This window comes from Thauera sp. SDU_THAU2, assembly GCF_038260575.1.
GTDB lineage: Bacteria > Pseudomonadota > Gammaproteobacteria > Burkholderiales > Rhodocyclaceae > Thauera.
Genome location: NZ_JBBWUN010000003.1, coordinates 3,193,904 through 3,207,852 on the forward strand (window position 1 = coordinate 3,193,904; position 13,949 = coordinate 3,207,852).

16 protein-coding genes and 1 pseudogene are annotated in these 13,949 nt (G+C 65.2%); 6 read left to right on the forward strand and 11 right to left on the reverse strand.

Going from position 1 to position 13,949, the window contains the following annotated elements; translation table 11 throughout:
- Positions 1-57 precede the first annotated feature (57 nt).
- Positions 58-1,149, reverse strand: coding sequence for an IS5 family transposase (locus tag AAFL97_RS16635; protein ID WP_341643699.1), 1,092 nt, complete (start codon positions 1,147-1,149; stop codon positions 58-60).
- A 79-nt stretch (positions 1,150-1,228) separates the two neighbouring features.
- Positions 1,229-1,963 (reverse strand): annotated as a pseudogene (locus AAFL97_RS16640) (porin); the annotation flags it as partial.
- A 50-nt stretch (positions 1,964-2,013) separates the two neighbouring features.
- Between AAFL97_RS16640 and AAFL97_RS16645 the strand changes: the two are divergent.
- The 3 genes from AAFL97_RS16645 to AAFL97_RS16655 all read left to right on the forward strand — a co-directional run bounded on the left by AAFL97_RS16645 (position 2,014) and on the right by AAFL97_RS16655 (position 3,972).
- Positions 2,014-2,301 carry a type II toxin-antitoxin system Phd/YefM family antitoxin gene (locus AAFL97_RS16645; protein WP_341645854.1) on the forward strand — a complete coding sequence of 96 codons (288 nt, stop codon included), beginning with the start codon at positions 2,014-2,016 and terminating at the stop codon, positions 2,299-2,301.
- Between the two features lie 184 nt (positions 2,302-2,485).
- The gene (locus AAFL97_RS16650; protein WP_341645855.1) at positions 2,486-2,698 is read left to right on the forward strand and encodes a hypothetical protein; all 213 of its coding nucleotides are present in this window, start codon (positions 2,486-2,488) and stop codon (positions 2,696-2,698) included.
- Positions 2,699-2,871: 173 nt separating this feature from the next.
- Positions 2,872-3,972, forward strand: coding sequence for a porin (locus AAFL97_RS16655; protein ID WP_341645856.1), 1,101 nt, complete (start codon positions 2,872-2,874; stop codon positions 3,970-3,972).
- A 102-nt stretch (positions 3,973-4,074) separates the two neighbouring features.
- Here the strand turns inward: AAFL97_RS16655 and AAFL97_RS16660 are convergent, their stop codons facing one another.
- Positions 4,075-5,394 (reverse strand): DUF4160 domain-containing protein, encoded by a 1,320-nt coding sequence (locus AAFL97_RS16660; protein WP_341645857.1) that lies wholly within the window; start codon positions 5,392-5,394, stop codon positions 4,075-4,077.
- Between the two features lie 149 nt (positions 5,395-5,543).
- On the opposite strand from AAFL97_RS16660, the gene AAFL97_RS16665 reads away from it, so the two are divergent.
- Positions 5,544-6,812 (forward strand): OprD family porin, encoded by a 1,269-nt coding sequence (locus AAFL97_RS16665; RefSeq protein WP_341645858.1) that lies wholly within the window; start codon positions 5,544-5,546, stop codon positions 6,810-6,812.
- A gap of 123 nt (positions 6,813-6,935) precedes the next feature.
- Positions 6,936-7,787: an RNA polymerase sigma factor RpoH gene (gene rpoH / locus AAFL97_RS16670; RefSeq protein ID WP_341645859.1), complete on the forward strand. Its 852-nt coding sequence runs from the start codon at positions 6,936-6,938 to the stop codon at positions 7,785-7,787.
- Between the two features lie 71 nt (positions 7,788-7,858).
- Here the strand turns inward: rpoH and AAFL97_RS16675 are convergent, their stop codons facing one another.
- From AAFL97_RS16675 to AAFL97_RS16685, 3 genes are all read right to left on the reverse strand, one after another.
- Complete coding sequence (locus AAFL97_RS16675) at positions 7,859-8,461, reverse strand: SCO family protein (RefSeq protein ID WP_341645860.1); 603 nt, start codon at positions 8,459-8,461, stop codon at positions 7,859-7,861.
- Positions 8,462-8,559: 98 nt separating this feature from the next.
- Complete coding sequence (gene cyoE, locus AAFL97_RS16680) at positions 8,560-9,456, reverse strand: heme o synthase (RefSeq protein WP_341645861.1); 897 nt, start codon at positions 9,454-9,456, stop codon at positions 8,560-8,562.
- Positions 9,453-10,580 carry a COX15/CtaA family protein gene (locus AAFL97_RS16685; RefSeq protein WP_341645862.1) on the reverse strand — a complete coding sequence of 376 codons (1,128 nt, stop codon included), beginning with the start codon at positions 10,578-10,580 and terminating at the stop codon, positions 9,453-9,455. The genes cyoE and AAFL97_RS16685 overlap by 4 nt, the downstream gene beginning before the upstream one ends.
- Here AAFL97_RS16685 and AAFL97_RS16690 point away from each other — a divergent pair.
- Positions 10,579-10,911: a hypothetical protein gene (locus tag AAFL97_RS16690; protein ID WP_341645863.1), complete on the forward strand. Its 333-nt coding sequence runs from the start codon at positions 10,579-10,581 to the stop codon at positions 10,909-10,911. The genes AAFL97_RS16685 and AAFL97_RS16690 overlap by 2 nt on opposite strands.
- A 298-nt stretch (positions 10,912-11,209) precedes the next feature.
- Here AAFL97_RS16690 and AAFL97_RS16695 read toward each other — a convergent pair whose 3' ends face one another.
- From AAFL97_RS16695 to AAFL97_RS16715, 5 genes are read right to left on the reverse strand one after another with little or no spacing between them, the layout of a single operon-like run.
- Entirely contained in the window at positions 11,210-12,046 is an 837-nt protein-coding gene (locus AAFL97_RS16695) for an SURF1 family protein (RefSeq protein WP_341645864.1), read from the reverse strand.
- A gap of 19 nt (positions 12,047-12,065) precedes the next feature.
- A complete protein-coding gene (locus tag AAFL97_RS16700) occupies positions 12,066-12,941 on the reverse strand; it encodes a cytochrome c oxidase subunit 3 (RefSeq protein ID WP_341645865.1) in 876 nt (291 codons plus the stop codon).
- A 34-nt stretch (positions 12,942-12,975) separates the two neighbouring features.
- Positions 12,976-13,200, reverse strand: a complete 225-nt coding sequence (locus tag AAFL97_RS16705; protein ID WP_341645866.1) for a DUF2970 domain-containing protein — start codon at positions 13,198-13,200, stop codon at positions 12,976-12,978.
- Positions 13,201-13,203: 3 nt separating this feature from the next.
- The gene (locus AAFL97_RS16710; RefSeq protein WP_341645867.1) at positions 13,204-13,803 is read right to left on the reverse strand and encodes a cytochrome c oxidase assembly protein; all 600 of its coding nucleotides are present in this window, start codon (positions 13,801-13,803) and stop codon (positions 13,204-13,206) included.
- The gene (locus AAFL97_RS16715; protein ID WP_341645868.1) at positions 13,800-13,925 is read right to left on the reverse strand and encodes a cytochrome oxidase small assembly protein; all 126 of its coding nucleotides are present in this window, start codon (positions 13,923-13,925) and stop codon (positions 13,800-13,802) included. The genes AAFL97_RS16710 and AAFL97_RS16715 overlap by 4 nt, the downstream gene beginning before the upstream one ends.
- Positions 13,926-13,949 lie beyond the last annotated feature (24 nt).

Genomic DNA, 13,949 nt, shown 5'->3' on the forward strand with positions numbered 1-13,949 from the left:
CCACATTGCCGGCATGGACGTTCCGAGACCGATCAGCCCCTGGTTCGTTTGCCCGACTCACGCCGTTCCTCCCGCATTTCCCAATTTCGCGATTCTCAACAAGTTGTAGGCTGCGCCAGAAATGAAGGCCGCCATTTGCGTCTTCGCCTGCCCGATGAATCGCGTCTTGCGCAACCCACCGACCGTCTTGAGCCAGCCGAAGATTTCCTCCACCCGCTTTCGCTTGCGTTGGCTGATCCGATAGCCCTCGGTTCGCGTCGTGCGCCCATCGAGTCCAGGCGTGCAGCGATGGTCGATTCGAGCAATGTGCGGCCGGATACGATGCGCGCGCAGGTGCGCCACGAAATCCTTGATGTGGTAACCCTTGTCGGCCGCCAGACTCTTGGGGTGGATACGCCGTCGGCGGGCGCGGGTGAGCATCGTGCGTGCAGCACGGTGCTCGGCCTGCGTCGATTCCGTGATCAGGATGTCGACACACAGGCCATGACGGTTCTCCATGAGCACATGCCCGCCGTAGCTGAGCCTGGCAGGCTGGCCGTTACCCTTTCGCATGAGCCGTGCGTCAGGATCAGTGCTGCTCTGGTGTGTGGCGTTCGAACGCTTCTCACCTTTGAAATTGACCATCCCCGTGCCATCACCACCGTCTTTCGGCGGCTCGCCGTCCTTGCGCTTGAAACTCTTGAACGAGGCCCAGGCTTCGATGAGCGTGCCGTCGACAGTGAAGTGATCCGAGGACAGCAAATGTTGCCGGCGCGCCAGGCTCACCACCTCGTCAAAGAAGCGGCGGGCGATATCAGTCGCCACCAGGCGTTCGCGCAGGCGGCTGAAATTCGACTGGTCCAGGCCTGCGCTCTCCAGGTCCATGTCGAGGAACCAGCGAAAGAGGATGTTGTAGTTCAGTTGTTCGCAGAACTGCCGGTCAGACCGGATCGAGTACAGCGCGATCAGCAATTGCCCCTTGAGCAGGCGCTCAGGCGGAATCGACGGGCGGCCGGTACTCGAGTACAGCGCATCCAGGTCCGCCGAAATGGCACTCAGCGCCCGATCGGCCAATTGCTTCACCCTTCGCAGGGGATGATCGGCCGGTACGCGCGATTCCGGCGAGAAATAATGGAACATCGAGGACTGGGGATCGAGTGGGCCGCGCATCGCTGTCAGGACAAGGGATTGAGGAACGGATTTATGACTATCAACTCGCAGGATCGTTCACTAGGTTATGCATCAACCTGCTAGACCCCAGGCCCCATTCCTTCTGCTTTTCATCGGAGCCAACGGCATCGTTATCGTTCTTCACGACTTGATACACGCCACCGACCTTCAGCGGGCCATTGGCGTACTCCAGACCCAGGCCGTAGGCGTCGTCGTCGCTCGGCTTCTCGGAGGTTTCAACACCTTGGGCTGAATAGATGACACGAGCAGTCAGACCGGAGAAGCTGCCGGTGTAGGTCACCGAATTGTTCCAACGGGCGGCGCTGTTCGGGGTGATGGTCATGCCCGACTGGCCCGACAGGATGGAGTGCGGACCAACGGTGGCAGCGGCGGTACCATCATAGGCAAAGAAGAAGCCGGGAGCATATTGACGACCCAGAGCCACGGTGCCGAATGCGCCACTCAGGCCTACATAGGCTTGGCGCGAGAAGCTGTCGTTGTACCTATCGTTGTCCGGATCGATGTCGCTGTTGTCGCTATTGCCTCCCATCAGAGCCTGCTCGCCGGTGTCGATATTGAAGCCTTGCTCCAGCACGAAGACAGCTTTCAGACCATTGCCCAGATCTTCGGTGCCGCGGAAACCCAGTCGGCTGCCCGACAGGCCACCAGAATTGACGCCACGGAAGTCGTTTTCGCCATGCTTGCCGATACCGACGAAAGCATCCGCCACACCATAGATGGTGACGTTGGACTGAGCGAAGATCGGGGCCGAAACCAGGCCGGCGATGGCCAGCGCGATCAGTTTCTTCTGCATGAAACGTCCAGAAAACCGATTTCTGGGCAAATCAAAGGTTTCGTCATGACTTGACCATCAATCTGACCATGGTCATGGTCATTCATTTCCCGCCAGGAGAGCTCTCCATGCAGACCATTCAGGCTTCCGAGTTCAAGGCTCGCTGCCTTGCCATCATGGATCAGGTCGCCGAGTCGGGCGAGATCATCGTCGTAACCAAGAACGGCAAGCCTGTTGCCGAACTCCACCCGTACGCGGGCGAGAACAGAAGTTCTCCTTTCGGCCTTCACCCTGGTCTGCGCATCCAGGGTGACATCATGTCGCCGCTTGCCGCAGATGACTGGGAGGCGCTGGCTTGATCGTTCTGGACACTCACGCCCTGATCTGGATGGATGCGGACGACCCCGCTCTCGGCCCTCAGGCACGACAACGCATCTCCGAGGAATGGCGCTCTGGTCGCGTCGCCGTCAGCGCGATCAGTTTCTGGGAATGTGCGCTGTTGGAGCAACGAGGACGGATCGTGCTACCCGTTGCAATCGAAGTATGGCGAGCGGAATTTCTGGCAGCGGGCTTAGTCGAGATCCGCTCGACGGGCGCGTCGGCTTGCTTGCCGCGGGTTTCTTTGACTTGCACCGTGACCCGGCCGACCCTTTCATTGCTGCATCTGCGATGGCACGCAACGCTACCCTGATGACTGCCGACGAAAAGCTGCTGGCCTGGCAATCGCCCCTGCCTCGCCTGGATGCGCGGCGCTGATCGGCTAGCCTTGTTGCATGTCCGCAACAGACTTGCCCCGAATGTGGTGTTTTCGCGCTGCGAGGCTTGCAAGGGCAGCGGCAGATTTGCAGAATCGCACCAACTTCTCGCCAGAGAGGTGAGTAGGGCCAAGGCAGATGCCAAGGTCTCAACTTCAATTTGAGGAGAAACAAATGCAGAAGAAACTGATCGCGCTGGCCATCGCCGGCCTGGTTTCGGCCCCGGTCTTCGCTCAGTCCAACGTCACCATCTACGGTGTGGCGGATGCCTTCGTCGGCTTCGGCAAGCACGGCGACGCTGATTTCCGCGGCGTTGGTGACGGTGGCCTGTCGGGTAGCCGTTTGGGTTTCCGCGGCACCGAAGACCTGGGTAATGGCCTGAAGGCTGTCTTCGTGCTGGAGCAGGGTTTCGACATCGGCACCGGCAACGACCAAATCGCTGGCAAGTCGAACTCGCGCCAAGCGTTCGTCGGTCTGGGCGGCGCCTTCGGCAACATCAGCCTCGGCCGCCAATACGCTCCGGGCTACTTCCTGAACTACGACAGCCTGGCCGGTGCTTCGGTCGGTCCGCAGTCCGTCCTGTCCGGCGGTGCCGGCATGACCATTTCGCCGACCAGCAACGCTCGCTGGAGCAACTCGGTGGCCTACAGCGGCACCTTCTCCGGCCTGACCGCCAGCGTCATCTACTCGACCGGTAGCGACTTCAACGGCCGTCCGGGCAATGCCGGTGAAAACAACCTCAAGCCGAGCGAAGACGATGCCTACGGCGTGGGCCTGACCTATGCCAACGGCCCGCTGAAGGTCGGCGGCGTCTATCAGGTCGTCAAGTACGATTATGTCGGCGTTGCTAATGCCGATGAGAAGCAAAAGGAATGGGGTGTGGGTGCCAGCTACGACTTCGGCGTCGTGGCGCTGAGCGGTTCCTACCAGTCGGCTGACAACCTGCAAGGCGCGAAGGATCGCGATGCGGACCTCTGGACCGTCGGTCTGGCCGTTCCGGTCGGCGCAGCCGGCAGCGTCCACCTGGCCTATGCTGAACTCGAGTACGACCGTCCGGGCCGCGATCCGGAAGTCAAGTCCTACACCCTGGCCTACACCCACGCTCTGTCGAAGCGCACCACCGCTTACGTCGCCTACAACCGTACCGACAACGACAAGGGTGCAGCCATGGGTCTGGTCGGCTACGGCTCGAAGCACGGCTACGGTCCTAACGACGCCAACTACGGCGGCGAAAACGCCGACCTGCTGGGCATCGGTATCCGCCACACCTTCTAATCTGTCTGGCCCGACCGGGTCCTTCCGACAGGTTTGAAAGCAAAACGGGCGCTTCGGCGCCCGTTTTTTCGTCCACGCCCCCTTCTCCATTCCATCTCTCCCTCATCTCAGCGGATCGAGCCTGAAGTACTCGCCGGTCTGCCTGCCGAGATGCCAGTTGGCGATCAGTTCCTCCCGGTGAATCTCGATCCATGCATCGACGAGCACCCGCTTGTTCCGCGGCAATTCGCCGAACAGAAGCTGATTCGACGCGATGTCGAAACCCGCTTCCAGTCCCTGCCAGATGGCGAGCACGAAAGGCGTAATGTCCTGCCTCAGCCTGGGCGGCGCAAAGGCGATGACGATGCCGTAATAGGCCGAGACCGGGCGCAGCGCGGCACCGTAGCGCGGCTGCGCGGGTGCCCTGGTGTAGAGGTGCGCGATGTCGAGGCCGGGGATGTCGAAGCGGGCAATGGCCTCGAACAGGGGTTCGAGCGGATACTGCTCGTTGCCGTAGCGGCGGCTCGCCCGCGGTGCGGCATGGCCGGTCAGCGCGTCATGCACTTCCTCCTCCATGCCCACGGCGCGGCAGGCATCCTTGAACGTATGGCGGAAGGAGTGGAAGACCTTGCGGCCGTCGCCGATGCCGACCTTTCTGCGCAGATAGCCTGAAAAGAAGGTGCTGAAGTAGCCGCCGAGCTTGCCGTGCGGATTCGGCCGGAGGTCGGGGAACAGGAGCCCTGCCCCCTGCAGACCGGCAAGGTAGTCCAGGAAGCCGCAATCCAGCAGCGTCGCATGGAGCGGAATCCGCCTGCGCGAAGCCGGGTTCTTGAGCTGTGCGTGCGCGGCATCGTCGCTGATCTGCAAGTAGTGGCCCAGGCCCTGGGCATGGCGCACGTCGCTGACCAGCAGTTGCGCCAGTTCCTCGACCCGCGCACCGGTAAACAGGGCCAGCAGCGGCAGCCAGAACGCGGCCTCCCTGCCGCCGCCTTTCGGGCGCTTGCCTGCCACGTGGATTTCAGCGCGGAACAGGCGGTTCAGATCGTCCGCGGTGAATGCGATGCAGGCCTTGCGTGGCACCGCTTCCTGCATTCTGAGCTCGGCAGCCGGATTCGACGCTGCCAGTTCATGATCGACCGCCGTGCCGAGCAGGGTCCTGATGATGCCCAGCTTGTGCCTGACGGTGACCGGGCTCTGGCGCGATGCGAGCAGATGGTCGCGGAAGACCAGCAGATTCCTGCGGCGCACATCCGCAAGCGGCATCCCACCGGTGAAGGCGGCAAAGGCATCGAGAACCTTGCGGTACTTGGCGACCGTCGCTGCCCGGCGGCCAGGTGACGAGCGCTGCCACAGTTCGAACAGCAGTGCATAGGCGTCGGTAGCAGCCGTTGCGGCCGGCGATTGCTCGATCACGTGGCATTGCCTCGTGTCCATGTTCTCCATTTCATGCTCCTGGCGTCGTCAAAGAAGGCCGGGAGGCTAAACATCCGTTCCACCAACGGTGAGGCATGCGAAAATCGCCGCCGGGGAGATCGCGGCTGTATTTCATGCAACGCATCCGCCACAAAGCAAACAACATCAAGGACAAGACAATGACGTCGAAGAAATGGGCGTGTTCGATCGCCCTCAGCCTGGCGGCCACCGCCCCGGCAATGGGCGCAGGCCAATCCGAAGCGCGCGGCTTCATCGAGGACAGCTCGCTGGATCTGTTCCTGCGCAATGCCTACATCAGCCGCGATTACAAGCAGGGCAGGCAGGACAAGGCCGAATGGGGCCAGGGCGCAGTGCTGAACTTCAGCTCGGGCTTCACCCGGGGCACGGTCGGTTTCGGCGTCGATGCCTTCGGTCTGTATGCCGTCCGCCTCGACAGCGGCCGCGGCCGGGCGGGCGCGGCGGGCATCGACTTCTTCCGCGTGGACAACAATGGCGACGTCGAGCGCGATGTCGCCCGGGCCGGCGCCTCGATCAAGCTACGCTTCTCCAACACCGTGCTCGCCTACGGCGATCTGCGGCCGACGCTGCCGGTGCTGAACCACGACGCCTCGCGCCTGATGCCGGAAAGCTTCACCGGCACGATGATCACCTCGAACGAAATCGAAGGCCTGACGCTGCACGCCGGCCGCTTCCACGCCGAAGCGCGCAAGAGCGACGAGAGCCGCGACGGCGGCGGCTTGAAGGCCATCGACCTGATCGGCGGCCGCTACCAGTTCAACGAAGTGTTCAGCGGCGCGCTGTATGCATCGGACATCGAGGACGTGCTGAAGCGCCAGTACATCAACCTGAACTACGTGCGCCCGCTGGCGCAGGGCGATTCGCTCACGCTCGACTTCAACGGCTACAACACCAAGCAGGACAGGAAGTTCGACGCCGACGAAGGCAAGAACCGCATCTGGAGCCTGGCCGCGACCTACGCCACCGGCCCGCACGCCTTCACCGTGGCACACCAGCGCAGCAGCGGCGACGTCGGCTTCAACTACGGCTTCTACCAGGACGAAGGCTGGGTGGGCAACGGCGGCAGCACGATCTTCCTCGCCAACTCCTTCTGGTCCGATTTCAACGCCAAGGACGAGCGCTCCTGGCAGCTGAGCTATGCGGTGGACTTCACCGAATACGGCGTGCCCGGCCTGAGCTACGTCGTCGCCTACGTCCGCGGCGACAACATCGACGCCGGCGCGCCGAGCCGCGGCAAGGAACGCGAATGGTTCAACCAGTTGAGCTACAAGGTGCAGAGCGGCGCGGCCAAGGACCTGAGCATCCGCCTGCGCGCGTCCTTCCTGCGCGTTTCGGAGGACGCCCGCGCCTATAACAGCGAAGGCAACGAGATCCGCGTGTTCGTCGACTATCCGATGAACCTGTTCTGATCGACACGGCGGCAGGGTGCCGGATGATCGGTGCCCTGCCAAGAACAGCACGGAACTCCTCCCGCATTTAGCACTCTCAAACCGCGAGTGCTAAAATCGAGCACACAAGGAGGACACAAGCCTATGTCTCAAGCCCTGTCGTTTCCCGTTCCCGCCGCCGGCAGCCTGGACCAGTACATCCAGAGCGTCAATCGCATGCCCATGCTCAGCGAGCAGCAGGAAGTGGAACTGGCAACGCGCCTGCGCGAGCAGGGGGACGTCGACGCGGCGCGCCAGCTGGTGATGTCGCACCTGCGGGTGGTGGTCGCGATCGCACGCGGTTACCTGGGCTACGGCCTGCCGCACGCCGACCTGATCCAGGAAGGCAACGTCGGCCTGATGAAGGCGGTGAAGCGCTTCGACCCCACGCGCGGCGTGCGTCTGGTTTCGTTCGCGATGCACTGGATCAAGGCCGAAATCCACGAATACGTGCTGAAGAACTGGCGGCTGGTGAAGATCGCCACCACCAAGGCCCAGCGCAAGCTGTTCTTCAACCTGCGCAGCCTGAAGCAGGACGCCGGCACGCTGAACCCGGTCGAAGTCGATGCGATCGCCACCCAGCTCGGTGTCAAGCCCGAGGAGGTGGTCGAGATGGAAACCCGTCTCGGCGGCCGCGACATCCCGCTGGAAGGCAGCGGCGACGACGAGGACGAACGCTTTGCGCCGATCGCCTACCTGCCCGATCCGCACGCCGAACCGTCCGAAGTGCTGGCCCGCACGCAGCTCGCCCACATGCAGGACGTCGGCCTGCGCAATGCCCTGGCCAGCCTCGACGACCGTAGCCGCAACATCGTCCAGCGCCGCTGGCTGAGCGAAGGCGACAGCGCCACGCTGCACGAACTGGCAGCGGAATACGGCGTCTCCGCCGAGCGCATCCGCCAGATCGAGGCCAAGGCGATGCAGAAGATGCGCGGCATGCTGGCCGACGCTGTCTGAATTGCATTCTCGGTGCATCAATGGAAACGGCGACCTTGAGTCGCCGTTTCTCGTTTAGCGCATTCGCTGGCTCATTTCCCCGCCAGCAGCGCCGCAATGTCGGCCGTGACCTCGGCTGGCTCCGCTCCGTGCTTCATGTACAGGCGCAGCCGGCCCTGCGGGTCGAACACGTAGGTGCCGGCCGAGTGGTCGACGGTGTAATGGCCGTCGAGATCGCCGCTCTTGCGGTAGAAGACGCGGAAATCCTTGGCAACTTCGGCGATCTGCTCCGGCGTGCCGTACAGCCCGAGGAAGCGCGGGTCGAACACCGGCACGTATTCCGCCAGCAGCGCCGGTGTGTCGCGTTCGGGGTCGACGGTGACGAACAGCACCTGGACCTTGTCGCCATCGGCGCCGAGTTGCTGCATCACCATGCTCATGTCGGACAGCGCAGTCGGACAGACATCCGGGCACTGGGTGTAGCCGAAGAAGATCGTCACGACCTTGCCCTTGAAGTCCGACAGCATGCGCTCCCGGCCATGATGGTCGGTGAGCCGCAGCTTCTGGCCGTACTCCGCGCCGGTGATGTCGGTGCTGTGGAAGACGGGCGCAGGAGGCGCGCAGGCGGCGAGCAGGCCGAGCGCGAGCAGGGGCGCGGCCAGCGGACGCAGGAAACGGGCAAGGGAAAAAGACATCGGGCACCTTGATGCTGCTTGTTCGGTCAGCGCCCGATGATAGACGTTCGTGGCGAGTCGGGCACGGCCCGTGCGTCAAGCTGCCGCACCCGGACGCATCACCAGGGCAGGTAATGATCCACCAGCAGCGCCGCGAACAGCCCGAACAGGTAGACGATGGAAAAGCGGAAGGTGCGCCGCGCCAGGGCATCGCTGTAATCGCGGTACAAGCGCCACGCATACAGGATGAAACGCAGGCCGAGCCCCACCGCCACACCGAGATAGAGCGCGCCGCTCATGCGCGTGGCAAAGGGCAGCAGCGTGACGCCGAACAGGATCAGCGTATACAGCAGCACCGACAGCCGGGTGAATTCGGCACCGTGCGTCACCGGCAGCATCGGCAGCCCGGCACGCGCGTAGTCGGCAGTGCGATACAGCGCCAGCGCCCAGAAATGGGGCGGCGTCCACGCGAAGATGATGAGGAACAGCAGCAGTGCATCGGCATTGACTTCGCCCGACACCGCGGCCCAGCCCAGCACCGGCGGCATCGCGCCCGACGCGCCGCCGATGACGATGTTCTGCGGCGTATGGGGCTTGAGCAGCACCGTATACACCACCGCGTAGCCGATGAAAGTGGTCAGCGTCAGCCACATCGTCAGTGGATTGACCGCCTGGTGCAGCACCATCAGGCCGAAGCCGCCCAGCATGCCGGCGAACAGCAGCACCTCGGCGGGCGCCAGATCGCCGCGCGGCAGGGGGCGGCCCCGGGTCCGCGCCATGCGGGCATCGATCTGGCGTTCGATCAGGCAGTTCATCGCCGCCGCGGCGCCGGCCACGCAGGCGATGCCGAGCGTGGCGGCAAACACGGTCAGCGCATCCGGCAGCCCCGCGGGCACTGCGAGGAACATGCCGATCACCGCACAGAACACGATCAGCGTGTTCACCTTGGGTTTGGTCAGCACATAGAAAGCGCGCAGACGGCCGGCACGCGCCGCTCCCAGGGCAAATGTCTTCATGGCCTCCCCTCCTCGAACACGACCGGCAGCGTGCCATGACGCCGCCGCGCTGGCAGCGCCACGGCACTCGGCACTGCCAGCCGGAAATTCACCCACACCATGACGCCGACCAGCAGGGCGGCACCCGCGTTGTGCGCCGCCGCCAGCGGCAGGGGCAGCGACAGCAGCACATTGGCGATGCCCAGCCCGATCTGCAGCGCCAATGTCGCCAGCAGCGCCACGCCGGTATCGAAAGTGTCGCGTCGCCGGCACAGCGTCCAGCCCAGCAGCAGCAGGGCCCCGCCCGCCACCAGCGCGCCGACGCGATGCGACCAGTGGATGGCGGTGAGCGCGGCGTTCGACAGCAGCTCGCCATCGGCCGTCATGCCCAGCTCGCGCACGACGTGGAAGGCATTGGCGTAGTCGGCCTCGGGTGAAAAGCTGCCGTGGCAGGCCGGGAAGTCCGTGCAGGCGAGCGCGGCGTAATTCGTGCTGGTCCAGCCGCCGAGGGCAATCTGGACGACCAGCAGCACGAAGGCCAACCGCGCCCCGGCCGCCAGCATTGACGTAGATCGCAGGCTATCGCCCCGCGAGCCGACGCGTCCCGGCCCGTCGCGTCCCGAACCTTCCCGGCTCGCCCTTGCATGGGCTTGCCTCGCGCCACAGGCGCGCAGCGCCAGCCAGGCCAGCAGCGCCAGCGTGGTCAGCCCGCCGAGCAGGTGTGCAGTGACGATGGCCGGCTTCAGCAGCAGCGTCACGGTCCATTTGCCGAGCAGGCCCTGGAACACCACCACGCCGACCAGCGCCAGCGCCACGCCGGGCGCGGCGCGCGGATGGTCGCGCAGGCGCCATGCCAGCACGGCGATGGCAAGGATGAGCAGGCCGAGGCTGGCGGCCAGATAGCGGTGGATCATCTCCTTCCACGCCTTCGGCAGGCTGACCGGTCCGTGGGGCTCGGCGGCATGCACATCGCGGATGACATCGGCCGCATGCGCCGGCGTGAGCTTGCCATAGCAGCCCGGCCAGTCCGGACAGCCGAGACCGGCATCGGCCAGACGGACGTAGGCGCCGAAGACGACGACGACGAAGGTCAACAGCAGCGCGCCGAGCGCCAGCCGGCGATACCAGGCGAGCATCGGCGTCATGGCCGCTCCCCCTGCCCAGCGCCGAGTACTTCAGCAGGCGCTGCAGATCCTTGGTCAGCGCACGCGCCGCTTCGGTGACGTCGAGCCGGTCGTCGAAACGCATCATCACGTTGCCCAGCGGATCGACGAGGTAGATCGTCCCCGTCAGGCTGCCGGACGCCGGTGGCGGCAGCGCAGCCAGCCAGCCGGCATCGGCACGGGCGATGTGCAGCGCATCGGCCAGCGAAGCACCGGGCAACTGCCCCTCGGCCGGCTTGCCGCCGTCGGTCAGCAGCCATACGCGGGCGACGCGATCCATCTCGCGGGCCTGCGCCAGGCGTGCCTGGCGTGACACGTAGAGCGCGCGGGCACAGGCGCTGTCGCAGATCGAGGGCGCCGCGAGCAGCAAGGTCCAGTGCCCCTGCAGGTCAGCGCGGCTCAGCTCCGGCTGGCCGCCGATGCCCGGCAGGCGGGAATCCGGCAGCGGCACGGGTTCGAGCAGGATGCCGTTGTTCACCCGCCCCTCCGGCTGCCAGACGTAGAACATCAGGTAGGACGCGAGCACCGGCAGCACACAGACCAGCGCGAGCAGCAGCAGGGTGCGGCGCGCCCTGCTTCGCTCCTTGGGTGCAAGCGCGGAGCGGCCGTGTTCAGCGTCCGGCGAGGCGAGGCTTCCGTTCATCGTCGGGTCTCCGCAGGAAAAGGCGCCAGGCATGGGCGCAGCTCAGCACGGTGGCGAGCGCAGCCAGCGCATACCACTGAAAAGCGTAGCCATGATGGCGTTCGATGCCGGCCGACGGCGCCGGCCAGTCGCGCACCAGGCCATCGGCCGATGCGGAGGTCTGCAGCACCAGCCAGGTGGCGAAGCATGCACCCGCGTGTTCCCTCTCCCCCGCCCGCGCGCTGCAGAGCGGCAAGCCCGGGCGCCCCGTCTGCCCTGCCACGCCGCCGCCGATGTCCGTCCGCGCGGCCAGTTGCGCAATGTCCAGCACCTGCCACAAGCGGCCCTGTGCAAGCTCGCCGTCCCGCGCCAGCGTGAAAGCCCCTGCTTCCGGTCTCTGCATCCGCCCTTCCAGCGTCACTCGCCCCGGCTCGGTCGGCACCGTGGGCAGGATCGCGCGATCGGCGCCGGCCGGCACCCAGCCCCGATTGACCAGCACCACGCCGGAGGCGTCGGCCAGGCGCAGCGGCATCAGCACCTGGTAGCCGGCGCGGCCGGCATGGGTACGGTTGTCGAGGAAGATGCCAGCCGCCGGCAGCCATTCGCCTTCGAACCTCAGGCGCTGGCCGGGCAGCGGCTCTGCGCCTTCCGCCAGGCTGTCGAGCGCCAGCGCCGGACGCCGCGCGGCGGCGTCGAGCACTGCCTGCAGCGCCTGCTTTTCCTCGGCGCGGCGCAGTTGCCAGTTGCCGAGCGCCAGCGTGACGGCGGCCACCAGCGCGCCTGCCAGCAAGGGCAGCAACAGGCGGAAGCGGGCAGCGGCAGGCATCGCATCGGCTCCCGGGCGGCTATAGCAGGTAGACGACGACGAACAGGATCAGCCATACCACATCGACGAAATGCCAGTACCAGGCCGCAGCCTCGAAACCGAAGTGGTGCTGCGGACTGAAATGGCCTGCCAGCGCGCGCGCCAGCATCACCGTCAGCATGATCACGCCGATGGTGACGTGCAGACCGTGGAAGCCGGTGAGCAGGTAGAAGGTCGCGCCATAGATGCCGCTGTCGAGCCGCAGATTGAGTTCGGCATAGGCATGCCCGTATTCATAGATCTGCAGGCTGAGGAAGAGCAGGCCGAGCACGATGGTGGCCAGCAGCCCCGCCTTGAGCTGGCCGCGCCGCTCGGCGCGCAGGCCATGGTGCGCCCAGGTCAGCGTGACACCCGAAGTCAGCAGGATCAGCGTGTTGATCGCCGGGATGCCCCAGGCGCCCATCGGCGTGAAGGCCTCTGCGCCGCTCGGCGTGTAAGGCCCGGCGGTGGGCCAGACACTGCTGAAACCCTGCCACAGCAGCGTCTCGTTGTCGCCCGAGGCCAGCCAGGGCACGGACAGCACGCGGGCGTAGAACAGCGCACCGAAGAAGGCGGCGAAGAACATCACTTCCGAGAAGATGAACCAGCCCATCGACCAGCGGAAGGACAGCCCCACCCGGCTGCCGTAGCTGCCGGATTCGGATTCCCGCACCACCTGGCCGAACCAGCCGAACAGCATGTAGATCAGGACCGCCACGCCGGCAAAGAACAACCACGGCCCGGCCGGCACGTCGTTGAGCCACAGCGCGGCCCCGGCACCGAACAGCAGCAGCGCGATGGAGCCGAAGATGGGATAGGTCGACGGTTCGGGCACGAAGTAGTGGTCGAACCCCCGAGCGGCTGTTGTCTGACTCATGGCTTTCTCCCTGTTCGGTCCCCGTTCGGTGCCGCTAGGCGAGCACCACCTGAACCACGATGACGATGGTGATGATGAAGATCGCCCCCGCCAGCACACCGGCGGCGACCACTGCAAGCGGATTCAGCGATCCGGCGTCGTCCAGATAGGCCTGCCGCTTGCGCACGCCGAAGAAGGACCACAGCACGGCACGCATCGTCGCCCAGAAGCCGGCCTGGCGCGGCGCTCCAGGCGTGGCTTCGTCACGCCCCGTGCCCACCGCTCAGCCTCCCGACACCGGCGCAGCAACCGTCGCCGCAGCCGCCGTGTTGCGCCCCTGCAGCTCGAAGAAGGTGTACGACAGCGTGATGACCGTGACGTCCTCCGGCAGCGCGGGGTCGATGACGAACACCACCGGCATGACGCGGCGCTCTCCCGGCGCCAGCGTCTGCTGCGCGAAGCAGAAACAATCCAGCTTGTTGAAGTGGCGCCCGGCGACCTGCGGACCGTAGCTCGGCACCGCCTGGCCGGTGACCGGCACGTCGCGCGTGTTCGACACTTCGTATTCGACCTGGACCAGTTCGCCCGGATGCACCTCGATCGAGCGCTGCAGCGGCTGGAAGCGCCACGGCAGATCGTGCAGATTGGCATCGAACTGGACCAGGATGCTGCGGCTGGCATCGACCTGCGTATTGCCCACCGCACGCGCGCCCTGCTCCGCCTCCGGACGCAGGAAGTTGTTGATGCCGGTGACTTCGCAGATCTTTTCGTAGAAGGGCACGAGCAGGAAACCGAAACCGAACATCGCCACCGCCGATACGGCCAGGCGCAGCAACAGGCGGCGGTTGTCCGCGGCGAGGCGATGCTTCGCATGCGCAGTCATTGGCCGAACACCTTGTACTTGAGGATCACGAAGACGAAGAAGGCGAAAGCGACCGCGGCCAGCACCAGGCCGGTACGCCGGTTGGCTGCCCTGCGGTCGTCGCTGCGCGTCATCTCGTCCATCCTCGTTTTGCTGGCGGTGAGGCG